This window comes from Pseudomonas fluorescens (genome assembly GCF_001623525.1).
Taxonomy (GTDB): Bacteria; Pseudomonadota; Gammaproteobacteria; order Pseudomonadales; family Pseudomonadaceae; genus Aquipseudomonas; species Aquipseudomonas fluorescens_Q.
In genome coordinates this window covers 722,486-746,298 of the sequence record NZ_CP015225.1, presented here as the reverse complement: position 1 = coordinate 746,298, position 23,813 = coordinate 722,486, and the positions used below count along the sequence as shown (strand labels likewise).

The 23,813-nt window shown below is 63.7% G+C and carries 21 protein-coding genes; 7 read left to right on the top strand and 14 right to left on the bottom strand.

The window, feature by feature from the left end; all coding sequences use genetic code 11:
- Positions 1-19 precede the first annotated feature (19 nt).
- The 8 genes from TK06_RS03240 to gspG form a co-directional block, all read right to left on the bottom strand.
- The gene (locus tag TK06_RS03240) at positions 20-1,204 is read right to left on the bottom strand and encodes a substrate-binding domain-containing protein (RefSeq protein ID WP_063320792.1); all 1,185 of its coding nucleotides are present in this window, start codon (positions 1,202-1,204) and stop codon (positions 20-22) included.
- A gap of 532 nt (positions 1,205-1,736) precedes the next feature.
- A complete protein-coding gene (gspF, locus tag TK06_RS03235) occupies positions 1,737-2,948 on the bottom strand; it encodes a type II secretion system inner membrane protein GspF (protein WP_063320791.1) in 1,212 nt (403 codons plus the stop codon).
- Positions 2,948-4,366 carry a type II secretion system ATPase GspE gene (gene gspE, locus TK06_RS03230; protein WP_063320790.1) on the bottom strand — a complete coding sequence of 473 codons (1,419 nt, stop codon included), beginning with the start codon at positions 4,364-4,366 and terminating at the stop codon, positions 2,948-2,950. The genes gspF and gspE overlap by 1 nt, the downstream gene beginning before the upstream one ends.
- Positions 4,367-4,538: 172 nt before the next feature.
- Positions 4,539-6,902, bottom strand: a complete 2,364-nt coding sequence (gene gspD, locus TK06_RS03225) for a type II secretion system secretin GspD (RefSeq protein ID WP_063320789.1) — start codon at positions 6,900-6,902, stop codon at positions 4,539-4,541.
- Entirely contained in the window at positions 6,899-7,471 is a 573-nt protein-coding gene (gene gspM, locus TK06_RS03220; protein WP_063320788.1) for a type II secretion system protein GspM, read from the bottom strand. Before gspM ends, gspD begins: the two co-directional genes overlap by 4 nt.
- Positions 7,464-8,636: a type II secretion system protein GspL gene (gene gspL, locus TK06_RS03215; RefSeq protein WP_063320787.1), complete on the bottom strand. Its 1,173-nt coding sequence runs from the start codon at positions 8,634-8,636 to the stop codon at positions 7,464-7,466. The genes gspM and gspL overlap by 8 nt, the downstream gene beginning before the upstream one ends.
- On the bottom strand, positions 8,633-9,619 hold the full coding sequence (gspK, locus tag TK06_RS03210; RefSeq protein WP_063320786.1) for a type II secretion system minor pseudopilin GspK: 987 nt from the start codon (positions 9,617-9,619) through the stop codon (positions 8,633-8,635). The genes gspL and gspK overlap by 4 nt, the downstream gene beginning before the upstream one ends.
- A gap of 8 nt (positions 9,620-9,627) precedes the next feature.
- The gene (gene gspG, locus TK06_RS03205) at positions 9,628-10,077 is read right to left on the bottom strand and encodes a type II secretion system major pseudopilin GspG (RefSeq protein WP_060742020.1); all 450 of its coding nucleotides are present in this window, start codon (positions 10,075-10,077) and stop codon (positions 9,628-9,630) included.
- 147 nt (positions 10,078-10,224) lie between these two features.
- Here gspG and gspI point away from each other — a divergent pair, with 147 nt between their 5' ends.
- Entirely contained in the window at positions 10,225-10,599 is a 375-nt protein-coding gene (gspI, locus tag TK06_RS03200; protein ID WP_063320785.1) for a type II secretion system minor pseudopilin GspI, read from the top strand.
- Positions 10,600-10,709: 110 nt separating this feature from the next.
- Here gspI and TK06_RS03195 read toward each other — a convergent pair whose 3' ends face one another.
- Positions 10,710-11,153: a type II secretion system protein N gene (locus tag TK06_RS03195; RefSeq protein ID WP_063320784.1), complete on the bottom strand. Its 444-nt coding sequence runs from the start codon at positions 11,151-11,153 to the stop codon at positions 10,710-10,712.
- Between the two features lie 116 nt (positions 11,154-11,269).
- On the opposite strand from TK06_RS03195, the gene gspH reads away from it, so the two are divergent.
- Together gspH and TK06_RS03185 are read left to right on the top strand one after the other, a co-directional pair.
- Positions 11,270-11,722, top strand: a complete 453-nt coding sequence (gspH, locus tag TK06_RS03190; protein ID WP_063320783.1) for a type II secretion system minor pseudopilin GspH — start codon at positions 11,270-11,272, stop codon at positions 11,720-11,722.
- On the top strand, positions 11,719-12,330 hold the full coding sequence (locus TK06_RS03185; RefSeq protein ID WP_063320782.1) for a PulJ/GspJ family protein: 612 nt from the start codon (positions 11,719-11,721) through the stop codon (positions 12,328-12,330). Before gspH ends, TK06_RS03185 begins: the two co-directional genes overlap by 4 nt.
- A gap of 167 nt (positions 12,331-12,497) precedes the next feature.
- Here the strand turns inward: TK06_RS03185 and TK06_RS03180 are convergent, their stop codons facing one another.
- Genes TK06_RS03180 through TK06_RS03170 form a run of 3 tightly spaced genes read right to left on the bottom strand, consistent with a single transcriptional unit; the run spans position 12,498 to position 14,651 of the window.
- The gene (locus TK06_RS03180; protein ID WP_063325052.1) at positions 12,498-13,439 is read right to left on the bottom strand and encodes a FecR family protein; all 942 of its coding nucleotides are present in this window, start codon (positions 13,437-13,439) and stop codon (positions 12,498-12,500) included.
- A gap of 37 nt (positions 13,440-13,476) precedes the next feature.
- Positions 13,477-14,022, bottom strand: coding sequence for a sigma-70 family RNA polymerase sigma factor (locus TK06_RS03175; protein ID WP_063320781.1), 546 nt, complete (start codon positions 14,020-14,022; stop codon positions 13,477-13,479).
- On the bottom strand, positions 14,019-14,651 hold the full coding sequence (locus TK06_RS03170) for a secretin and TonB N-terminal domain-containing protein (RefSeq protein ID WP_063320780.1): 633 nt from the start codon (positions 14,649-14,651) through the stop codon (positions 14,019-14,021). The genes TK06_RS03175 and TK06_RS03170 overlap by 4 nt, the downstream gene beginning before the upstream one ends.
- A 205-nt stretch (positions 14,652-14,856) precedes the next feature.
- Between TK06_RS03170 and TK06_RS03165 the strand changes: the two genes are divergently transcribed.
- A complete protein-coding gene (locus TK06_RS03165) occupies positions 14,857-15,198 on the top strand; it encodes a hypothetical protein (protein ID WP_063320779.1) in 342 nt (113 codons plus the stop codon).
- A 180-nt stretch (positions 15,199-15,378) separates the two neighbouring features.
- Here the strand turns inward: TK06_RS03165 and TK06_RS03160 are convergent, their stop codons facing one another.
- Positions 15,379-15,819 carry a carboxymuconolactone decarboxylase family protein gene (locus TK06_RS03160; RefSeq protein ID WP_063320778.1) on the bottom strand — a complete coding sequence of 147 codons (441 nt, stop codon included), beginning with the start codon at positions 15,817-15,819 and terminating at the stop codon, positions 15,379-15,381.
- A gap of 195 nt (positions 15,820-16,014) precedes the next feature.
- Here TK06_RS03160 and TK06_RS03155 point away from each other — a divergent pair, with 195 nt between their 5' ends.
- From TK06_RS03155 to TK06_RS03145, 3 genes are all read left to right on the top strand, one after another.
- Complete coding sequence (locus tag TK06_RS03155) at positions 16,015-17,448, top strand: PLP-dependent aminotransferase family protein (RefSeq protein ID WP_063320777.1); 1,434 nt, start codon at positions 16,015-16,017, stop codon at positions 17,446-17,448.
- A gap of 125 nt (positions 17,449-17,573) precedes the next feature.
- Entirely contained in the window at positions 17,574-17,867 is a 294-nt protein-coding gene (locus tag TK06_RS03150; protein ID WP_063320776.1) for an antibiotic biosynthesis monooxygenase family protein, read from the top strand.
- Positions 17,868-18,160: 293 nt separating this feature from the next.
- Entirely contained in the window at positions 18,161-18,565 is a 405-nt protein-coding gene (locus TK06_RS03145) for a cupin domain-containing protein (RefSeq protein ID WP_063320775.1), read from the top strand.
- Positions 18,566-18,744: 179 nt separating this feature from the next.
- On the opposite strand, the gene TK06_RS03140 is transcribed toward TK06_RS03145, so the two are convergent.
- On the bottom strand, positions 18,745-23,613 hold the full coding sequence (locus TK06_RS03140) for an NAD-glutamate dehydrogenase (protein ID WP_063320774.1): 4,869 nt from the start codon (positions 23,611-23,613) through the stop codon (positions 18,745-18,747).
- Between the last annotated feature and the right edge of the window lie 200 nt (positions 23,614-23,813).

The window sequence follows — 23,813 nt, the reverse complement described above, 5'->3', positions numbered from 1 at the left end:
AGGTCGTTCAAGCCTGGGCTTACAACGGACGACCGATGGCGTTGCAGACACTGGTGTTGCCGATGCTCAGACCATTGGAAGCCGTGACGAAGGAATCACGAATGGCAGTTTTCCAAGCCGAAGGCAGTGGCACGAAACGGTTGGCGGTGATGGCCGAGTCGTTGTTGGTCAACGAACCGTAGTGACGGCTGAAGAAGTTGCGAACCTGAGTGGTCTGGGTCGCATCGGCGTAGCACTGGCTGAAGATCACGTTGGTGAAACCCAGGATTGGGTAGCCGGTGGTTGGGTAGAGGCGCAAGCTAGGATCAGCCGGAATGGTTTCATCGATCACTTTTTGGGAAGTGAAAATAGGCACCCAGGCGTTTGGTTTTGACCGGTCGGCAACAGCAGGAACCGTAACGGCATTGATAGCTGCCGACACGTTGGCTGGTGCAGGGGAAAGACCGCCAACACGAGCGACCTTGGTGGCGTCGTCCAGACCGGCCAGGGTAGTAGCGGCGTAATCCGGGCTCATATAGGTGATACGACCCTGCGCAGCGTTCAGTGCAGTCATCACGTTAGCACTGCCGGAGGCGGAAACGGCACCAGCTGGCAGGCCACCGCTGTAGCTGGAGGCGAAGGTGGTGGTGACACTGAAGGTGCCGGTTTCAGCGCACTTGGCATTCAGGAAGCGGGTGAACAGCTCGGTGGTGCCGCTGCTTTCTGAACGGTAAACCACGGTGATTGCGCCAGTACGGCCCGAACCAGTGATCTGGCTCCAGTCGGTCAGACGGCCGGAGAACACGCCGCACAGTTGGTTGACGCTCAGGTCGACGTTGGCGGTGCCAGTCTTGTTGAACGGAATGGCAACCGAAGTGGCGACCGAAGGCACCTGGATCAATGGACCCCAGGCGGCACCGTGGGCACTGACGTAGGTGCTCAGTTCAGTGGCGCTGAGCTTGGAGTCGCTACCAGCCCAGTGGACTTTCTTGCCGCTGGTGTCGCCAGGCACGAACTTGGTGTAGTCGTTGGTCAGGAAAGCAGCCTTGCCAGCACCGCTGCCCACGCCGATGTAAGGGGCAAAACCGGCAGTCAGTACGCCGGAAGTCTGATAGAGCGGCTGAGGCAAGGTAGCACCACCGCCGTTGACATCAGCCATGGCGGCCTGAGCGGCGCAGAGGCCGGCGAGGGTCAGGGATACCGCGAGAACGTTGCGCTTAAACATGAAGAATCTCCTTTCATCGTGTTCGTACGAAGGTTGGGTGACGCGTGCTTGCCGTCATGGCGCTCGGTCCTGTGCCGGTGGCGATGGGGTGAGGCCATGGGTTAGAAATTCGCAGTTTCCGGTGACAGATAAAGGAAAAAACCTCGGGAGCTGGGGGCTGTTTTTCGAGTTTTTTCCTCGGGTGTTCGAGGGCTCTGGATTGGGGTTTCAAGCAAGTTTTGCGGTTGTCCGATGTGGGGGCGCGATGGAGATGACGGTGGGTAGTTGCCGGGCAAGTAAACATGACAGAACGAGGAACCCGAGTTTGGTGCGGTCAAGGCTCGGGAGATGTCCGCAGTGCCGAAAAAATTTCTGACCGGTCGCCGCTTTTGTGGCGAGGGGATTTATCCCCGTTGGGCTGCGCAGCAGCCCCCTCCTGCTGTCGTCTCGATGTGTCAGACAAATTGAGTAGGTTGTCTTGGGGCTGCTGCGCAGCCCAGCGGGGATAAATCCCCTCGCCACAAGATCAATGTTCGCCACGGGTTGCGTGTGCTTACTGAACCAACTGATTGATCTCGATAATCGGCAGCAACACCGCCATGACGATCACCAGCACCACCCCGCCCATGACCACGATCATCAGCGGCTCCAGCAGCGCGGTCATGCCCATGGCCCGGCGTTCGATGTCGCGGGACAGGGTTTGTGCGGCGCGTTCGAGCATCGGTGGCAGGCAGCCGGTTTTCTCGCCGCTGGCGATCAGGTGGATCAGCACCGGCGGGAAGACTTTTTCCACCCGCAGCGCCGCCGCCAGGTTGACGCCTTCGCGAACCTTGGCCGTGGCCTCGCTGACGCTCTGGCTCAGACGGTCGTTGGACAGCGTCTGGCGTGCGGCCTCGAGGGCTCGCAGCAACGGCACCCCGGCTCCGCCGAGAATTGCCAGGGTCGAGGCAAACCGCGCGGTGTTGAGGCCCAGTACAAAACGCCCGATCAGCGGCAGGCGCAACACCCGCGCGTGCCAACTCAACCGCGCCGCCGGTTTGCGCAAGTACATACGCCAACTCCAGAAGCCACCGGCCAGCACGCCAAAACACAACCAGCCCCAGGCACGAATGAAATCACTGGCAGTGAGCATCGCCACGGTCAGCGCGGGCAGGTCTTGCCGGGCCTGGGAGAACGCGCTGACCACCTGCGGCACCACATAGCTGAGGAGGAAAATCACAATGGCGATCGACACCAACCCCACCACCCCGGGGTAGATGAACGCCGTAAGAATCTTGCCCCGCAGGTTGTTGCGCTCCTCGATGTAGTCCGCCAACCGCTCCATCACCTGGGCCAGGTCGCCGGACTCTTCGCCGGCGGCAATCAATGCTCGATAAATTTCCGGAAAGTCCCGGGGCCGCGCCGCCAGGGCTTCGGCCAGGCGCATGCCGCTGCGCACATCGGCGCGCACCGCGCTCAGGGTCTGGGCGATGTGCTTGCGCTCGGCCTGCTCCACCGTAGCGCTCAACGCCGCTTCCAACGGCAGGCTCGCACCCAGCAGGCTCGCCAGTTGGCGGGTGGCCCAGGCCAGATCGTTGTCCGAGAGCTTGGCGCTGAACAAGCCACCGCCATTGGCCGGTGTCGTGTTGCGCTCGACCTGCACCTGCAATGCCGTCAGCCCACGGCTGCGCAACAGGTTGAAGGCTGCCCCCTGGCTGTCGGCTTCCAAATGTCCGGATTCGATCTTGCCCTGGGCGTCGGCGGCCTCGAAACGGTAGCGATTCATCAGGCGTCCCGTGTCACGCGCAGGATTTCTTCAGGGGCCGTGGTGCCACTGCGCACCCAGCGCTCGCCATCCTCGCGCATGCTGAACATCCCGGCTCGACGGGCAGCGGCGCGCAGTGCCTGCTCCCCTGCCCCCTGGTGGATCAGCGTGCGGATGTCATCGTCAATGCAGAACAGTTCATGGATCCCGGTGCGCCCGCTGTAGCCGGTCTGGTTGCAGCTCGGGCAACCCACCGGGCGCCAGGTGCCGGGCGTGGCCGGATCCGGTTGCTTGCACTGCGGGCAGAGCCTGCGCACCAGTCGCTGGGCCAGCACGCCGAGCATCGACGAGGCCAGCAGGAACGGCTCGACGCCCATGTCGATCAAGCGGTTGATGGCCGACACCGCGTCGTTGGTGTGCAGCGTCGCCAACACCAGGTGACCGGTGAGGGAGGCCTGCACGGCGATTTGCGCGGTTTCCAGGTCGCGGATTTCGCCGATCATGATGATGTCCGGGTCCTGGCGCAGGATCGCCCGCAACGCCAGGGCGAAGGTCATGTCGATCTTGGCGTTGACCTGGATCTGGCTGATGCCCGGCAGATCGTATTCCACCGGGTCTTCCACCGTGAGGATGTTGTGGACGCTGGCGTCCAGCCGGGCCAGGGAGGCATACAGGCTGGTGGTCTTGCCGCTACCGGTGGGACCGGTGACCAGGACGATGCCGTGGGGCTGACGGATCAGGTGATCGAGCTTGCCCAGCACGTCCGGGTCCATGCCTAACGTTTCCAGTTGCAGGCGTCCGGCCTGCTTGTCCAGCAACCGCATCACCACCCGTTCGCCGTGGCCGGTGGGCACCGTCGAGACGCGGATATCGATCGGTCGCCCAGCCACGCGCAGGGCGATGCGTCCGTCCTGGGGCAGGCGTTTTTCGGCGATGTCGAGCTGGGCCATGATCTTGATCCGCGACACCAACGCGCCGTGCAGGGCCTTTCGCGGCGAAACCACGTCGCGCAGGGTGCCGTCGACGCGGTAGCGCACCACCGAATGGCTCTCGTAGGGTTCGATGTGGATGTCGCTGGCCTCGTCTCGTGCGGCCTGGGTCAGCAAGGCGTTGATCATGCGGATCACCGGCGCGCCGTCCTGGGTGTCCAGCAGGTCGGTGATCTCGGGGATGTCCTGCATCAACCGGTCGAGGTCCACTTCGTTTTCCGCCGCGCCCACGACGGCGGCAGCACTGCCAGTGTCGGCATAAGCACTGTTGAGCAGCCCATCGAGTTCCTCGTCGCGCACCCGCTCCAGCCGCACTAGGCCGAACTGACGGCGCACTTCACTGATGGACCAACCCGGCGTGGACGGGCACACCATCAGCACCGCCCCCTCTGCGGACTGACGCAGTACCAGGCGCTGGGCCTTGGCCCAGGCGTATGGGAGGGTGTTCATGGGCACACTTCCTCTACGACTGACCCACCCACCACTGTGGCGAGGGAGCTTGCTCCCGCTGGGCTGCGCAGCAGCCCCAAAACCAGGCACCTCGGTGTGCCAGGCAAATAGCATGCAATCTTTTTGGGGTCGCTTCGCAACCCAGCGGGAGCAAGCTCCCTCGCCACGGAATTCATTGTCCAATCGGCTCCATCACAGGCACCGCCTTGATCACCGCCCTGGGCATCTGCACCCCGGCAGGCGCCGTCCCCGGGATCGCCCTCGCCGAGGCCGGCAACTGCGGGGCCTGCATGTCCGGCATTGCCCAGCTACGGTCTGGTTGCAGCAGGCCTTGGGCGCGACGCATGAAGTCGTAGCGGTTGAGGGTAATGCCGCGTCCCGCCGCCGTGTCGCGGATAATGTAGGGCCGCAGGAACACCATCAGATTGGTCTTGGTGATCTGCCGCCGTTCGTTGCGAAACAGCGCGCCGATCCCCGGAATGGTCGACAACCACGGTACCGCGTCATTGCTCTGGCTGTAGCCATCCTGCAGCAACCCGCCGAGGACCATGATCTGCCCATCGTCCAGCAGGATGCTGGTGTCGATGGCGCGCTTGTTGGTGACGATGCCGGTGGTGCTCGAAGCACGATTGTCGACGCTGCTGACTTCCTGATAGATGTCGAGCTTGACCGTCCCGCCTTCGGAAATCTGCGGCCGGACATTGAGCTTCAAACCCACCTCCTCGCGGGTCACGGTCTGGAACGGGTTGTTGCTGGTACCGCCGCCGCCGGTGACATAGCTGCCGCTGACGAAGGGAATGGTCTGGCCGACGAAAATGCTCGCCGCTTCGTTGTCCAGGGTCAGCAGGTTCGGCGTCGACAGCACATTGGTGCCACCCTTGCTCTTCAAGGCCCGGGCCAGGACCTTGAGATCGAGAATCTTGCCGATACCCGGAATGTCCACCGTGCCGTTCACCACCCCCAGGTTCAGGCCCTGGGGCAAGACATCGATGCTGGTCTTGCCGTTGAGGTTGAGCGCGGTGCCGCCGAGGTTGACCCCGCCGATCACCCCGCTGCCACCGAGGTTGCCGGTCTGCCATTGCACGCCGAATTCGCTGGCGTCGTCCTCGCCGACCTCGACGATCAGGCTCTCGATCACCACTTGGGCGCGCCGCTGGTCCAACAGGTCAATGACTTCCCGCAGGTTGCGGTACAGCGGGTCCGGCGCGGAGATCAGCAAGGTGTTGGTGGTGGCGTCGGCCTGGATGGTCACGCCGCCGGCGCTGAAAGCGGTGTTCTGTTCGTTTTTCGTCGAAGCAGGAGTCGTGCCGTTGCTGCCTTGGCCGTAGCCGTTGCCGCTGGTCGAAGCATTGCCGCTGGTGGTGCCGCTGGTGCCATCGCCACTGCTGCCCTGCCCACTCTGTCCGTTGGTACTGGCGCCCATGCCACTGAGCACCGAGCGCGAGTTGTCGCTGCTCTCGCCTTCGCTCTCCCCGGTGAGCAAGCCGCGCAGGGCCTGGGCCAGTTTGCCGGCCTGGGCATTGCGCAGGTACACCACATGCAGGTTGCTCGGGTTGTTCTGGGCGTTATCGAGCTTGTAGATCAGGTTGCGCGCCAGCTCCGTGCGCTCGGGGCTGCCGGCGCGGATGATGATGGAATTGGAGCGCGGGTCGCCGATCACGTTGATCTTCTGGGTCTGGTCGCCGCCCTGGGTTTCCAGCAGGTCAGAGACCATTTGCGCGATGTCGACGGCGATGCCGTTGTGGATCGGCACCACATCGGTGTCGATGGCACTCGGGGTGTCGATGCCTTCGATGAGTTGCGCCACCCGCGACAGGTTCTCGGCGTAATCGGTGACGACAATGGTGTTGTTGCCCGGGTAGGCATTGATCGGGTTGTTCGGCGACACGATCGGGCGCAGCACCGGGATCAGATTCACCGCGTTCTCATATTGCAGGCGGAAGGTGCGGGTGAGCATGCCGTTGCCGGCCGGTTTGTCGGCACTGTAGATCGGCCCACCCAGCAGTTTGGCATCGGCCTCCGGCACCACCTGGGCTACGCCACCGACGTCGACCACGCTGAAGCCTTGCATGCGCAGCGCGGCCAGCAGCATGTCGTAGGCTTGGTGGGCCGGGACCTGGCCTTCGGACACCAGCGTCAGGTTGCCCTTGACCCGCGGGTCCACCAGAAACTGTTGGCCGGTGGAGCGGGACAAGGCCCGCACCACCGCCTGGATGTCCGCCTCGACGAAATTCAGCGTCACCGGTTGATCGCCCAAGGGCGTACGCGCCGGCGCATTGCTGCGCGGCTCGCGAGCACGGGTGGTGAGGTCGACCTGATGCCGCACCGCGGGCTTATGTTCACGCAGGTCCTGGGCCCGCTGACGATCGAGCACTGCATCACCACTGCGCTGGGTACTCCCCAACGGAATGCCCAACTCGCTGTCCACCAGCAACGGTGGCTGCGACGCGGGTGGCGTGCTGTTGCACGCACTTAACGCGAGCAACAACAGCGGTGCAGCCTTGCGCCAATGACGTGGGTATCGGGCCCCTTTCATGAAGCTTCCTTAGCGCCTTGCGCCTGATCCATGCGAACGGTTCCGGACAGTGTGCCGGCGGAATTGTCGGTGTCGTGGTTGTCGGGATTGGCAAGGGCGGTGCGCTGCAAACGGGCCTCGATCACTTCCAGGGAGAATTGCCGTGGGTTGCCCAGCAACCAGCTGATCACCGCCTCCGCTGGGGCCTGGTCGAACGTGAGCTGCCAGGTGTTGGGGCGCTCGGCGCCTGGCGCTTGCAATAGGTAATGCTGGCTCAAGCCACTGGCGTCCAGGCTCTGGCGCAAGGCGGTATCAAGAGGTTGCTCGGGTGCGGGCCCTGCGACGTCGCGCAACAGCACTTCGAGGGCTTCGGTCTGTGAACGCAGCTTCGGGGTTTCGGCTTGCCAATAGGCGATAGTCTTGAGCGGCGGCTGGATCAGTGCGAGCCAGACCAGACAGCCGCCCAACACCAGCGCAGCCAGGGCCACGGCGGCTTGCTCACGCACCGCCAGCCCCTGCCAGAACGTGCGCAAACGCGTGCGATAGGTTGCCCAGCGCCCCCACATCAATGCCAGAGAATGCTTATTCATCATCGGCGTCCGGGTTTTCGTCGGGGCTGCCCTGGCCGGCCGGTGCCACACGCAGGGTCCAACCCTGATCGATGGCGGCGACGTCAATGCCGGCCTGGACCAGGGGGATTTTCCAATCCTCTTCGGCGGCGGTTTTCTGCGCCTCGGCCACGACACTCAGGCGCAACTCACCGTTCTCGAACACCAGCGCCTGGACATTGCCGCTCATGAACGGCATGGCACTGCCCGCCTGTTGCACCAGGCTGGCAAAGCGTTGGGCCGGGTCGGTCGCCGCACCGTCCTGGCGCGCAGCGATTTGCTGACGTGCCTGTTGCAGCGGGTTGAGAATCACCGGCAACTCGGGAAACGCCTGCTTCACTCGCTGGCTCATCTGCGCCTTGAGCCGTTGACCCTGGGCCGCTTCACGGGCGGCGTAGAGGTTCAGCCCAATCACCCACACCGCCAGTGCTGTCGCGCAGATCGCCGCCGCCCGGCCCCAGCCACCGCGCTCGACGGCGTTGCGTGCAAGGCCGGCATGCAACCCCCAGCCTGGCGCAGGGCCCATCCAGCGATGGGTTTCGGCCAAGGCCTCGATCGAAGGTTGCGGCGGCGCCTCGCCCACCCAATGCACCCCGGGCCCCGTTTCCAGTAGCCACTCCTCCAGCGCCTCTTGCTGCAACGGTTGCACCACGGCGTGCTGCAGGTCATGGCGCACCAGCAGATGGTCGTCCTCGATACAGGCCACCGGCCCCGACAGCACCGGCAAGACGTAGGCCGCCGGGTAGAGGCCACGCAGTTTCATGCCGGCCTGGTGCACAAGCCGCCCGAGATTGGCGAGGGATTCACGGTCCAGCCAGGCGATCTGCACCTGCCCATCGACCCCACGCGGGCCATGGGCCACCTGCATCTGTTCGCTGGCTCCGAGCATCAGGGCCTGGGCCGCGCACGTCACCGCTGCGGTGATCCTGGCCGCTGGTAACAGCGGCAACTCCAGGCGGGTCAACACGCTGTCGCGGGGGTGAAGAAAACACTCCACCGAAAGGTTTTTACCACTCTGGCCCAGCGCCCGAAGGCTGCTGCGGCCTTGCTCACGGACCTGGCCTTGGCGATCCAGCCAGGCAAACGCCACCGGGCTGTCGAGGTCCAGGCTGTCCAGCGGCGCCAGGGCGATGCGCAAGCGCGTCATACCCCCACCCTCGACCAGATCACCTGGGGCAAGCGGTCCTCGGTACGTTGCAGCAACGCCTCCAGCTCGACCCGCCGCTGACCGCTGCGTGCCTGGCCCCGCAGGCGGAACCAATCACTGGTGATGCCGACCTTGACGCTGGCCGTGTCCAGCTCCGGCATGCGCAGGCGATTGACGAAATCCCCGCGATTGATAAACCAGTGGCCGCCGTCGCGCTCCCTGACCAGAGCCTCGGCCCGTTGCAGCGACAGCCCCGGCACGTAGGCGGCCAGCACCGGGGCGCTGGCGGTGTTGCCATTGAGCCAGGTGTTGGTGGGCAGGATCGTCACGTACGGCGCCAGTGTGTCCAGCAACCGCACATTGACACCCTTGACGCTGCGCAGGTCTTGCAAGGTGCGCAGCATCGGGCGCGTCGGGGCCTGCGGCGTGTTGTCGGCCTGCGGCGAGGTTGCGCGACCGCTGTTGAAGGTATTGGCCTTTGGCGCCTGGTCCACCCGCTGCGGACTCAACAGGCGCGGATAGGCCTCGACCACCCTGTCGACGATACGCGTGCGGACCATCGCGGCCACGCCCAATTGCTGGCACAGGCGTTCGAAGGCGCGCACTTGTTCCTCGTCCACCCGCTCATTGGCGACGAGGTTGCGCAGGTTGAACTTGCCTTGCTCATCTTCCAACTGGCCTTCGAAGGGTGTGTCGATCTGGCCTGAACCCGGTATCACGATAGGTTTGGCCCAAGGTTGGCCGAAGCGCGTCAGTGGATCGCGCTGCCTGGCATCCCAGAGCAACTGGCGACTCAGTTGCAGGCCACCCTGCAACCGCGCCGAGCCCTGGACACGCAACTGCTCGGCCTCCAGGCTGCGAGTGAACAGGGTCTGGCGGGTCAGCATGCCACCGGCAATGACCGCCACCACGGCAGCAATCAGCAAGGCACTGATCAGCGCCATGCCGCGCTGCTTCGCCGCGAGGGGCGAATCCGTTCGCATCACGGCCCTTACAACTGCCAGGAGCCAATGTCGGCATTCACGCCGTCGCCGTCAGGCTGGCCGTCGGCCCCCAGGGAAAAGATATCGACTTCGCCGTTGGCACCCGGGTTGAGGTAGTTGTAGGGGCGGCCCCACGGGTCGTTGGGCAGGCGCTCGAGGTAGGAACGCCAGGTGCCGTTTTTCGCATCGGCCGGTTTCTCCACCAGCACTTTGAGGCCCTGGTTCATGCTCGGGTAACTGCCGTGGTCCAGGCGATACAGCTTCAGGGCTTGCATCAGGCCGCCAATGTCCTGTTTCGCCGCCGTTGCCCGCGCCTGGTCGGGACGGTCGAGCACCTTGGGCACCACCATCGCCGCCAGGATGCCGAGGATCACCACCACGACCATGATTTCGATCAGGGTGAAACCCCGCTGCCCACGAGGGCCTTGGGAACGGGCGTTGTAACGGGCGATCTGCATCTCGACGGTCCTTCGCTGGATTCGATTCGAGGCGCAGTGTTGCAAGAAAATATGTCAGTGATATTGAAATTGCTCAGGAGCTTGCGTCGTCAATTGGTCACGAACGCCGGCTAATCTTCAAGGCTGCCCTCACCCCGAGCCCGCGCCATGCCACGCCTCGCTCCACAAGCCGGCTTCACCCTGATCGAAGTGCTGGTGGCCCTGGCGATCATCGCCGTGGCCATGTCGGCCGCTGTGCGCGTGGCGGCGGTGATGACCCAGAGCAACGGCCTGCTGCGGGACAAATCCATCGCCCTGCTGGCCGCCCGCAGCCAACTGGCGCAGTTGCGTCTGGAAGGTCGTTTTGCCCAGGGCTCGAAAGTGTTCGAATGCGACCAGGGGCGATTGCTGTTGCGTTGCGAACAGAACCTGCGCCCGGCGGAAAACGGCCGGCTGCTGCGGGTTGAACTGAGCGTGTCGGATCGCAGTCGCGAAGCACCGCCGTTGGCTCGGCTGGAGACGTTGGTCAGCCGGGAAAAATAAAGGCAGCCCCTTGTGGCGAGGGAGCTTGCTCCCGCTGGGTCGCGAAGCGGCCCCAAAATCTTGCGGTTGCTGCGCAACCGAGCGGGAGCAAGCTCCCTCGCCACAGAGGTTCAGCGCTGGTTTTCGGGGCGTGTCAGGGACGGCAAACTCACCGAATCCGGCAACCGAGCCAGGACCAACCGGGTCTGCCCATTACCGCGTTCGATGACCACCGCCTGCGCCTCGATCGCTACCAACCGTACGCCTTGGGCCACCCTTTCACCGACCAGGAAACTGCGCGGCGGTCCGTCGTTGAGACTGAGGATCGCCACGGGCGTGTGCGTGCTGGCCATCACACCGCTGACCTTGATATCCACCGCTGCCGTCTGGTTGGAGAACCATTGCAGCGCCGGGTTATCGGAACGTTCGGCCATGCGTTGCGGGGCGACATCCGGCGTGCGCGACTCGGCCGACGTGAGCAGCAGCGAAGACCAGGTCGCCACCCCGGCCAACGCCGCCAACAGACCCACGGCCTGGACGATTTGCGCCGGGGACACACGCTCGATGAACGCCATGGCCTGAATCTCCTTTTTTTTGTTCCAGCGTCCAGCCTACGCGTCAATTCTCTCCGTTTTATTTCACATCCTTATCATCTTCACCGTGCAGGATGGTTTCACGCAAAGGAGCGCGCATGAACCTCGGCAAGCAACGCGGTTTCACCCTGATCGAACTGATGGTGGTGCTGGTAATCATCGGCATTGCCAGCGCCGCCGTGAGCCTGAGCATCAAGCCGGATCCGTTGAAGTTGCTGCGCCAGGACGGCGAGCGGCTGGTGCAACTGCTGCAACTGGCCCAGACCGAAGCCCGCACCGACGGGCGACCGATTACCTGGCGCTGGGACGCCAAGGGGTTTGGTTTCAGTCGTCGCGCCGATCAAGGCACCGGGTTGGATCGTTTCAAGGATGACCCGCAACTGCATCCACGTCGCTGGCAGAGCCCGTCGATGGAGGTTCGCGTGGAGCCCAGGCAGCGGGTCGTGCTGAATGCCGAGTGGCTCGGCGAGCCCTTGCAGATCCGCTTGTCGGACGGCGTGAACAGCCTCACGGTGCAACGCAGTGCCGCCGGGCGGGTGCAACTCCAATGAGCGCCCGGCAGACAGGCTTCACCTTGCTGGAAGTGATGGTGACGATCCTGCTGATGGCGGTGGTCAGCCTGATCGCCTGGCGCGGGCTGGACAGCGTGACTCGTGCCGACAGCCATTTGCAGGCCAGTACCGAGCAGACCGAAGCGCTGCTGCGGGTGTTGAACCAACTGGAGCGCGACGTGGCCCTGCGCGCCAGCATCGAGCTGAGTGAACCGGTCAAACCCGGCGTCGACGACCAGCCCTCGACCGCCCCGCCCGCCCTCACCGTGCGCAGCACCGAAGGTCGGGGCTTCCGCCTGGATGTGATTCGCGTGGCGGCGACCCAGGAGGGCGAGTTGCAACGGGTGCGCTGGTGGCTCAAGGGTGACACGCTTTACCGCGCCCAAGGCCAGGCCCGCAGTCGCTACCCACTGCCCGCACCCGGCCCGGGCGTGGCGGTGCTCAGTGACGTCAGCGATGCCGGACTGCGGTATTGGGACACGGAAAAAGGCTGGCGCAAACTCAGCGGCAACCGCCAGGAAAACCCGATGGGCATCGAAATCAGCCTGACCCGCCAGACACCCCAAGGCGCCGAGCAGTATCGACAGGTGCTGGGGCCGCTGGATTAGCTCGCGATAGCGGTGGGTCTGTCAAGGATGATGTCGAATGTACCGGCCTCATCGCGAGCAAGCTCGCTCCCACAGCGTTAACGGGTGACCTCAAGATTTGGGCACAACACAGGGCCCCTTGTGGGAGCGAGCTTGCTCGCGATGGGGCTCGCCAAGCGCCGCAGGCCTCAGCTCAGCACCACCACGCCACCCGGCAACTCGGTGCATTTGGCGCCGTAGGCATCGCGGATCAACAGCGCCACGCCCGCCAACTGGTCGAGGCGAAACCGCGCCTGGACCTTGCGCTGCCCCAGTTCGCGGTTGAGCAGCAGCAACATGCCGGGACGGTAGCGGTTGATTTCGTCGATGACGCTGGCCAGGGTCGCGTCGTTGAACACCAACACCTGCTCACGCCAGGCAATGGCGGCCGACACATCGGCACGCTTGGGCGCGCCCACCTGGTGAGGCTCGTAAGTCATCTGCATGCCCGGCTCCAGGCGAAACCGCCGGCCTTGCACCTCGACCTGCACCACGCCCTCCAGGCAGGTCGCGCAGACGCTCTGGTCGGTGTAGCGGATGTTGAAGCGTGCCTGGGCGGCGCTGATCCAGCCGGCGCCGGCCTGGACGCTGACCACCTGGGCACTGCGCCCCTGCACTTCAATCTCGCCGCTGAGCAATTCCAGTCCTTGTCCGCCATCGGCCAGCGCGCGGTGACTGAGGCGGGTCTGGGTATTGAGTTCCAGGCTGACGCCTTCGGCCAGTTCCACGCGGCGCTGTTCGCCGACGTCGGTGACGTAGTCGGCTCCCAGCCCGGAAACACCGCCTGGCACCGTGGCGCGGATCAGCAGGAAGGCCGCCGATGCCGCGATGGCGCCACCCAGCAACGCCCGGCGGCCGAAATGCCGGGGCGCCTGCAACGCTGCGGCGGCCGGTTGCAGCCCCTGCCACAACGCCTTGGCCTGTTCGAAGGCCTGCGCATGTTCGGGGCTCTGCCCGCACCACAGGCGCAAGGCCCGGGCATCGGCCACGGTGGCGCGTCCCGAGGTCAGCAGGATCAGCCAGTCTCGGGCCTCGCCGGCCAATCGGGCCTGGGGCGTGGCGTCAGGGGAAGCGATGCTGAAGATGTTCAAGCGCACACACACTCACGAAAGGGTCGGGTCTCTACTCTCAAGACGGTTTTCCCGCGCCGGGACCGAACCGCTGAATGACTTTTCTTTCCAGGCGCAGGGCGCAGTGCCCCAACGCAGCCTTGATTTCCTTCTCCACCATGCGCGTGGAAATACCGAAGCGCTGGGATATTTCCAGGTGCGGTGCTTCCTCCAGGCGTGCGGCGATGAAGATCCTGCGGCGGCGTGCCGGCAGTTCGTACAAGGCCTTGAGCAGGGTCTGCAGCTCCTTCTGCCCACCCACCACACGGGCCGGATCCAGCGCTTCATCCGAGACCTGCAGCAATTCCTCGATTTCATCGCCCGTGAGCAAACGCGCATCGGCCTGCCGGCGGTCGGCGGCGATATTCAGGGCCATGCGATACAAATAAGCGTTGGGCTGGGCAATCTCCTGGGTATCGACCATGCGATCGACCCGCAGGTAGGTTTCATGCAACACATCGTTGGCCAGTTCCTCGGAGCCCAGGCGTCTGCGCAGGCGCACCTTGAAATCCTCATACGAGGTGAGGAACAACCTCACCAACGGGCTGCGACCGGAGTCTTTCATCGCCCGGACACCCCTTCCCCTGCTATGCATTCCATGCTTCTTCCTGATAAGTCGGGTAACAAAAGCAGGGTCACCGGCTGGCGCAACGAGCTGGGCGCCGGGCGGTCGATCCTGAGGTTCTGCAAACTGTTGACCAAGGCCTTGTCCCGCATCAGGTCGCCCGTGGAACTGACCAGGCGACTGTGCTGGACCACGCCGTCCCGGCCGATCCACACTTGCAGCACCGCCCGGAAACTGCCTGGGCGGGTCAACGGTGAACGACACAAATTGCGCTGGATGACCGCCTGGATCGCTGCCGCGTAGTTGCTGTCACTCAAGCCTGGGGTGACGCCGGGAGGCAGCGGCACCTCTCGGACCCGCACCGGCTGCAATGTGAACGCATCCGCCCGGGCATAGTGCGCCGCCAGTCCGGTGCCGCTGAGCAACACCCTCAACCCTTCGGAAGGTGTGAACTGCCCCTGGACACCCAGCGTATGACGCTGGCTCGACAACTGATGGTCCACCAGCACCGCCATGCCCGTCGCCCGGCTGAACTGCTCCAGCGCCGTGGTCAGTTCCTGGGGCGCGATGTCCAGGTCCACCAGGCCGACCGCCTGGATCGGCCCGGCCAGCAGACACAGCAACACCATCAGCCACCCCAAGGGCGCCCTGGTCAATCCACGTCCGCGTCCGCCCCCGGCTCTGCCCTGCTGCACGACTGACGTATCCGTTGAAAATCGTCATCCTGAGGGGTGTTTATGAATGTCGTATGACAACCGATACAAATCCTCCAGGCCGCACTAGACTGGTGCCCTGACAACGCACCGTCCGCTGCGGCGGGCCAGGAGGTCGCAGATGAAACCGTGGATGAACATGATGGCAGGCCTCGGGCTGTTCATGGCCCTGCCCGGGGCCCAGGGTGAAGAAGCCCCGACCTGTATCGAGGTAACCGTTGGCGGTTACAAGACCCCCGACTACAACTGCCTGAGTCGGCAGATGGGCAACGACCCCCAGGCCGCGAAGGCGGCGCAACAGGCCCAGGACGCCATGAATGTGCCGGTCAACGAGCGCGCTCCGAACAGCATTGGCCTGGCTACCCCGGCGGCCACGGGGGTGCGCATGGGCAATACATTCGGCACTTCGGTCAAGCCCCAACGGCCGCCGGCTACCTCGGGGACCTCGCCGCTGCTCAAGTAACGACGCCGCTTTTGTGGCGAGGGGATTTATCCCCGTTGGGGCGCGAGCGGCCCTAAAGCCTGACAGCTCGGTATGTCAGATAGATTGAGTTCTTTGTTTTTTGGGCCGCTACGCAGCCCAACGGGGATAAATCCCCTCGCCACAAAAGCAGCTCGCCACAGTCTCCTTCAGGATTGGCAATCAAGCACTGGGACTCTGGCGAAAACTCACCGCCAGCCGGTTCCAGCTGTTGATGGTGCTGATCGCCAGGGTCAGGTCCACCAATTCCTCCTCGCTGAAACAGGCCCGGGCCTGGGCATAGATTTCGTCCGGCACCTGGCTTTCAGCCAACAGCGTCACCGCCTCGGTCCAGGCCAGGGCGGCGCGTTCACGGGCCGTGAAAAAACCGCTGTCGCGCCACACCGCCACCGCGTAGAGCCGGCGCTCGGTCTCGCCCTGGCGTCGGGCCTCCACCGAATGCATGTCAGTGCAGAAGGCACAGCCATTGAGTTGTGAAGCGCGGATCTTGATCAAGTGCAGCAGCGCAGGTTCGATACTCAGGCGGCTGGTCAGGGCTTCCAGGCCGATCATGGCTCGCATCGCCCCGGGGGATGCAGTGTAGTAATCCAGACGCGGGCTCATGGCGGGCTCCGTGGTGTTCGAGACTTTCACGGTAGGCCCTGGTGCCGGTCAATAACAGGTCCAATTCGGCGAAAAAACCGGGGACAAGTCCAATGCACAGGATTTTCCCTACGCAACTTCTATGCAGTCGCACAATGCGGGTAATCTTGCGCCTTTGACGCTGGCCGCCAAACAATCGCCCAGGAGCTTGCGGGTATGGAACTTCATGTTGTCATCAACGGCCGCAAGGACCTGTCGGGCCAGTTGTATCAACAATTGCGCAGCGCCATCGAAAGCGGTCGCCTGGCGGCCGGCACGCAGCTCCCACCCAGCCGCCTGCTGGCCGAGCAACTGGGCGTCTCGCGCAAGACCGTCTCCGACACCTACGCCCAACTGACCTACGAAAACCTGCTCACCGGCATCATTGGCAAAGGCACCTACGTCAACGCACGGCCGGCCAGGATCGTGCGCAAGCAGAGCCACCGCGAGCTGGCCGGTGCCGACGTCGTCGAAGCCTGGCGCACCATGCCCGACCTGATGCGCCATCCCACCCTCGAAGGTGCGTTGCGCTACGACTTCATCGGCGGCGCCACGGGCAAGGGTCAGTTTCCGCTGGACGACTGGCGCCGCTGCACCGCCCATGCGCTGCGTCAGATTGCCAGTGCCAAGGGCTTCTACAGCCAGCCCGAAGGCCTGCCGTCGCTGCGCAATGCCATTGCCCGGCACATCGCGTTTTCCCGCGGGGTCAATTGCCAAGATGAAGACGTCGTGGTCTGCAACGGCGCGCAACAGGCCCTGGATCTGATCTCGCGGGTCTTGACCCGATCGGGCAGCCTGGTGGCCATGGAGGACCCGGGTTATCCGCCGGCGCGCCTGCTGTTTGGCTCCCACGGCGCCACGGTGGCCGGGATTCCGGTGGACGAGCAAGGCATGCGGGTCGACCTGATCCCCGACGGCACGCGGCTGATTTATGTGACGCCCTCCCACCAGTTTCCCTTGGGCATGCCCATGAGCCAGGCCCGCCGCAACGCCCTGCTGGCGCGGGCCTATGAGCTGGGGGCAATCATCATCGAAGACGACTACGACAGCGAATTCCGCTACGAAGGCCGGCCCGCCGATTCGTTGCAGAGCCTGGATGAGCGCGGGATCGTCGCGTACGTGGGCACCTTCTCCAAGACCTTGTTGCCGGAACTGCGGCTCGGCTATGCGATCCTGCCGCCAGCGATTCTTGAAGCAGTGATCCTGGCCAAGCGCCTCACCGACCAGCACACCTCCACCCTGCCCCAGTGGGCGTTGGCGAAGTTCATCGCCGAGGGCTGCCTGCTCAAGCACATCCGCCGTTGCCACACGCTGTATGCCGGGCGCCGCGAGCGAATCCTGGCCCGCATGGGCGGGGATTTGTCGCCCTGGTTCGAGGCCGTACCCACCACCGCGGGCTTTCATATGGCGGTGTTGTGCAAGGTCCCGATGGACCTGGCGCTGGTGATCGAGCTGGCGAAAAAAGCCGAAGTCGGGCTCTACAGCCTCGACGGCTTTTTCAACGAGGCCCCGGTGCGGTCGGGCCTGTTCTTTGGTTTCGGCGCTATCGAAACCCTGGACATCGACATCGCCCTCGACCGTTTGCGAGATATCTTGCAGCAGGTCGCCTGAGGCGATTGGACTGGGCATTTATCCGCCCATTGGCTGTTTGAGCCTCGCACCGCCAGGCCTATCCTGCACGGGTGTGGTTGAGAGCGTCGAGCAAACCCATTCGACTTGATTCAGGAGCCTGAACAATGTCTCGCCAAGTGATCAATACCGTACAGGTGCAAGCCGCCGCCGGTCGCTCGGAAGAACTGGGCCGGCAATTGCAGCAAATCGTCGAGACCTTGCGCGCCATGCCGGGCTGCGACGCCTATATGGTCGACCGTTGCCCGGACGATGGCGACCGCTGGAACGTCAGCGCCCGCTGGCAATCGGAGGCGGCCATGCAAGCCCACTTCAACTGTCCGGAAGTGCAAGGTTTCATCAGCCTGATCGACAACCGCCTGGCCAGGAGCGTGGACTTCAATAGTTTCCCGGTGGTCTGAGCGCTCTTACCCCGTGGCGAGGGAGCTTGCTCCCGCTCGGCTGCGCAGCAGTCGTAAACCGGCTGATGCGGTTTACCTGGACAGTGGCGGCGCTCCGGTTGGGGCGGCTTCGCCACCCAGCGGGAGCAAGCTCCCTCGCCACGGGTACGAGCCAGCCTGATGGAAATTCTCCGCCCCCCATTGGTCTACCCACCTTCCGAAAGATTGGACGTTTGTTTGCACCACCGTGGGGCTTAGGGTGAATCCATCGCCGCGCCAGCGCGAACTCACTCAAACCCACGAAGGTCATTGCAATGAAAACCCTCTGCCTGATCGCCACCCTCAGTCTGCTGCCCCTGGCCCCGGTCTATGCCCACGAAACCGCGCCTTCGGAAAAGGTCAACGTACTGCAGGAGAAGATGCTGAAGAACCTGCCGGGTAAAAAAACCATGATGCTGACGGTCGACTACGCCCCCGGCCAGTCGTCCGTTGCCCACAAACACGAAGGAACGGCCATGGCCTATGTGCTGGAAGGCGCCATCACCTCCCAGGTCAAAGGCGAGCCGGCGACGACCTACAAGGCCGGGGAGTTTTGGTACGAAGCAGCGGGTTCCGAGCATCTGGTTTCGAAAAACGCCAGCTCGACAGAGCCGGCGAAACTGCTGGTGTTCATGGTGATGGGTGAGAAAGAGGCGGTGTTGATTCCGCTGAAGAACTAACGGATCAACGCAGTCCCCTGTGGGAGCGGGCTCGCGAAGACGGCGGCATATCCAACACTTGTGCAAGCTGACCCGACGCATTCGCGAGCAAGCCCGCTCCCACAGGGGGCCACAGTGAATCTTGAAAGCAAAAAAAGCCCCGCATCTCTCAATGCGGGGCTTTTTCATTCAACGCCGGATCAGTTGGCCGTCACGACCGCCTGACCGCTCATTGCCACGTCCAACAGCTCGCGGTTGGCGACCGCGTACATGGCGTAGTCGGTACCGCTGGCAGCACGGATGTCCACCAGCATGGCACGCCAGCGCTCGACCATTTCGTGGTGCTGCTCCAGCCACAGTGCCAGGCGAGTTTCCACGTCCTGGGCGCCATCGCCCTCTTGCAGGACCGAGATGGTGATCGCCCGCTGTTGCCAGTCGACATCATCACGGAACGCTTCACGGGCCAGTGCCTGCCAGTTGTTTTCCACCGGCAGTGCGCTGATCTGTTGCAGGTACCAGGTGATGTCCAGGGCGCTGCCCACGGCGAAGTAAGCCTTGGCCACATCGGCGGCGTTCTGGCCGGTGACGTCGGACGCCTCGATGATCGGCAGCAAGGTGTACAGGTGCGTGGTGCCGGCAACCATGCGCGCCAGCAGCTCCGGCACACCAGCGGCCACGTAGGCCTGGTAGCGGGTCTGCCAGCCTTCGCGGGTCGGACCTTCCAGCAGTTCGTCAAGCTTGAGGCCCAACGCCGCCAGGTGCGGACCGAAGTGCGCCACGTCACGGGCAGCGTTCTGCTCGTTGCGGCGGCTGCGCAGGAACCAGCGCGTGGCGCGACGCCCCAGGCGCATCAGCTCGTCCATCAGCTCCAGTTGCACGTCGGCGGACACCTGGTGGTCCAGGGCTTCGATCTGCCGGAACCAGTGCGGGAGATGGAAAATATCGCGCACGATCACATAAGCGCCCGCCACGTTCGCCGGGCTCATGCCCGTCGACTCCTTGAGCCGTTGAACGAAGGTGATGCCCATGTGGTTGACCAGGTCGTTGGCGATCTGGGTGCTGACGATCTCGCGCTTGAGGCGATGGCGACGCATGGCCTCGGAGAACTTGCTCACCAGTGTCGGCGGGAACGCGGTCTCCATGTCACGGGTCAGGTAGTCGTCGTCCGGTACCAGGGAGTTGAGCAGCGCTTCCTTGAGGTCGATCTTGCTGTAGGAGATCAGCACCGACAGTTCGGCACGGGTCAGGCCATGGCCCGCCGCGACACGTTCGGCCAGCTGTTCTTCGGTCGGCAGGAACTCGATGGCGCGGTCCAGCTTGCCACGGGCTTCCAGGTCGTTCATCAGGCGCTTGTACTCGGCGATCCGCACGAAAGCGCGACGGGCCGCCAGGGACAGGGCCTGGGTCTGCTTGTAGTTGTTGCCCAACACCAAGCCACCGACTTCGTCGGTCATGCTCGCCAGCAACTGGTTGCGTTGCTTGTCGGTCATGTCGCCGGCCTGCACCACTTCGTTGAGCAGGATCTTGATGTTCACTTCGTGGTCGGAGCAGTCCACGCCGCCGGCGTTGTCGATGAAGTCGGTGTTGGAACCGCCGCCATTGAGGCCGAACTCGACGCGACCCAGTTGGGTCATGCCCAGGTTGCCGCCCTCGCCCACGACCTTGCAGCGCAGTTCGTTGCCGTTCACGCGCAGTGCATCGTTGGCCTTGTCGCCGACATCGGCGTGGCTTTCAGTGCTGGCCTTGACGTAGGTGCCGATACCGCCGTTCCACAACAGATCCACCGGTGCCTTGAGCAAGGCGTTGAGCAGCTCGGTCGGGGTCAGTTTGTCGGCCTTGATGTCGAAGCGTTCTTTCATCTGTGGCGAGATGGCAATGCTCTTCGCGCTACGCGAGAAGATACCGCCGCCTTCGGACATGATGCTGGTGTCGTAGTCGGTCCAGGCCGAACGCGGCAGATCGAACAGGCGCTGGCGCTCGGCAAAGCTGCTGGCAGGCTCCGGGTTCGGGTCGATGAAGATGTGCAGGTGGTTGAAGGCCGCGACCAGTTGCAGCTTGTCGGACATCAACAAGCCGTTGCCGAACACGTCGCCGGCCATGTCGCCGACACCCACCACGGTGATGCTGTCTTCCTGGACATTGATGCCGCGTTCGCGGAAGTGGCGCTGCACGCCGACCCACGCGCCCTTGGCGGTGATGCCCATTTTCTTGTGGTCGTAGCCCGCCGAACCGCCGGAGGCGAACGCATCGCCGAGCCAGAAGCCATAGTCGATGGCGATACCGTTGGCGATGTCGGAGAAGGTCGCAGTGCCCTTGTCCGCCGCCACCACCAGGTACGGGTCATCGTCGTCATGACGCACGACGTTGGCCGGCGGTACCAGCGCGCCGTCCTTCAGGTTGTCGGTGATGTCCAACAGGCCCGAGATGAAGATGCGGTAGCAGGCGATGCCCTCGGCCGCGATCTCGTCCCGGCTGCCGCCCAACGGCAGGCGACGTGGCAAGAAACCGCCCTTGGCGCCCACCGGCACGATCACCGAGTTCTTCACTTGCTGGGCTTTTACCAGGCCGAGCACTTCGGTGCGGTAGTCTTCTTCACGGTCGGACCAGCGCAGGCCACCGCGGGCCACGTTGCCGAAGCGCAGGTGCACGCCTTCGACCCGTGGCGAGTACACGAATATCTCGAACTTCGGTACGGGCTTGGGCAGTTCCGGGATCAGGTGCGGGTTGAACTTGAAGCTGAAGTAGGACTTGTTCTGGCCGTTGGCGTCGGTCTGGTAGAAGTTGGTCCGCAGGGTGGCCTTGATCAGGTCCAGGTAGCGACGCAGGATGCGGTCTTCGTTGAGCACCTGGACGTCGTCCAGGGCCGAGAGAATCGCTTGCTCCAGGCGCAGTTGCTTGTCTTCCAGGTCATCGCCGGTGAGTTTGCGCGCCAGGTAGAAGCGGGTCTTGAACAACCGGGTCAACTCGCGAGCGATATCGGTGTGGTTGTTCAGGGTGCTGGCGATGTAACCCAGGTCGAAGCCCAGGCGGATCTGCTTCAGGTAACGGGCATAGGCACGCAGCAGCGCCACGTCGCGCCATGGCAGGCCGGCGGTCAGCACCAGGCGGTTGAACGCATCGTTCTCGGCATCGCCACGCACGATGTGGACGAAGGCGTCCTGCAAGGTGTCGTTGAGTTGCTGGATATCCAGGTCCAGGCCTTCGGCGGCGGTGAACGCGAAGTCATGGATCCAGAACTCGCGGCCATTGGTGTGGCGCAGGCGGTACGGGAATTCACCCAGCACGCGCAGGCCGAGGTTTTCCAGGATCGGCAGCACGTCGGACAGCGCCAGTGGCGTATCGGCGTGATACAGCTTGCAGTGCAGCTCACGCTGGCCGGAGACCTGGCCCAGCGGCTGGTAGAAGCTCATGACCAGCGGATTTTTTTCGCTCAGGCTCAGCAGGTGCTGCATGTCGACCACGGCCGAGTGCGCAGCAAAGCGCTCGCGGTAGCCGGCCGGGAAACCTTTCGGGAAATCCGACAGCACGTTGGTGCCCTGGGCTTCACCGAAGCTCTCGACGACCAGGCTGGCGTAGTCGTCCTTCCAGCTGCGGCACGCCTGCACGACTTCTTTTTCCAGCAGCAACGGGTCGATGTCGATGCGGTTCTTCGGGTCCACCCGCAGGATCAGTTGTACACGGGCCAGTACGGATTCGGAGAAGAAGGTCCAGAACTCGCAGTCCGAGGCCTTCAGGCGATCCATCAGTACTTGCTGGATCTTCTGGCGCACTTCGGTGGAATAGATGTCACGTGGCACGTAGGCCAGGCAGTAGCAGAAACGGCCATACGGGTCTTTGCGCAGGAACACGCGGATCTTGTTGCGTTCCTGGATCTGCACGATGGACATGACGGTGCTGAACAGCTCGTCCACCGGCGTCTGGAACAGGTCGTCACGGGGCAGCACTTCGACCACCTGGGCCAGTTCCTTGCCCAGGTGCGCCTTGGCCTGGAAGCCCGAGCGACGCTCGATTTCCGCGACCTTGCGGCGGATGTACGGGATGGCCCGCACGCTCTCGCCATACACCGAAGAGGTGTACAGGCCCATGAAGCGGCATTCCTTGATGACCTTGCCGTCGGCGTCGATTTCACGGATCGACACGTAGTCCGGATAGGCCGGACGGTGTACGCGGCTCGGGTGCGCGGCCTTGGCGAACGACAGCGGCGTCGGTTCGCGCAGGTAATTGACCGCGTAGTCTTCGATGCGCAGGTCTTCGGCGGTCAGGCCGGCGCGCAGCAATTTGGTCAGGCCCAGGAACGAATCGGGGTTGTACTCGATGTGGCCACCATCGGCCTCGTCACGAACCACGAACTCTTCGTAGCCCAGGAAGGTGAAGTGGTTACCCACCAGCCATTCCAGGAAGCTCTTGATCTCGCTCTTTTCATCAGCCTCGATGGCGTAGGCGCTGCTGTCCAGGCTGTCGAGGATTTCCTGGACCTTGGCTTTCATCGGTTCGAAATCAGCCACGGCCACGCGCACTTCGCCCAGCACTTGCTCAAGTTCCTTGCTCAGGACGTTGAGTTCGGCGGCGTTGGCGCAACGGTCGATTTCCAGGTACATCAACGACTCTTGCAGGATATCGTCGCCCTGGGTGCCTTTAGGCAGGATTTCCAGCAACTCGCCCTTGCTGCCGCGACGCACGCTCAGCACGGTGGTTTGCAGGGTATGAATGCTGTAGCCGCGACGGTTCAGCTCGGTGCGGACCGAGTCCACCAGGAATGGCAGGTCGTGGTGCAGCACTTCCACGGCCGTGTGGGTCGACTGCCAGCCGTGGCGTTCGTAATCGGGGTTGTAGACGCGCACCTGCGGCTGCGCGTGATCGAAGCGCTCAAGCAGGCGCCAGGCAGACAGGGTGCAGCCGGCGAGGTCGGACAACCGGCGCTGGGTAAGTTCATCGAGGGAAATGATGCCGAAGAATTGTTCAGCGAACAGCGCCACTTGTGGCAGTGCCTGTTCACTGATGTGCTGCGCCAGTGCCGCTTGCAGTTGATGCTGGAAGTCGGCCTTGCTGGCTGCGGTGAAGAACGCCATCTGTGGTACTCCGCTTGGGCTTGTTATTGATGAAAGCGTCGCGTGCAACCCCTTGCGGGGTTATCGGCCATCCCGTTCCTGATTCTCGGGCAGAGGAAACAGGATGACAGGTGGATGAAGCTGGACAGGACCCGCAGGTCACATCCTTTTCCATGTAATTTCATGTCATGGGCACCTGCAAAAAACACCCGTGGGATGGC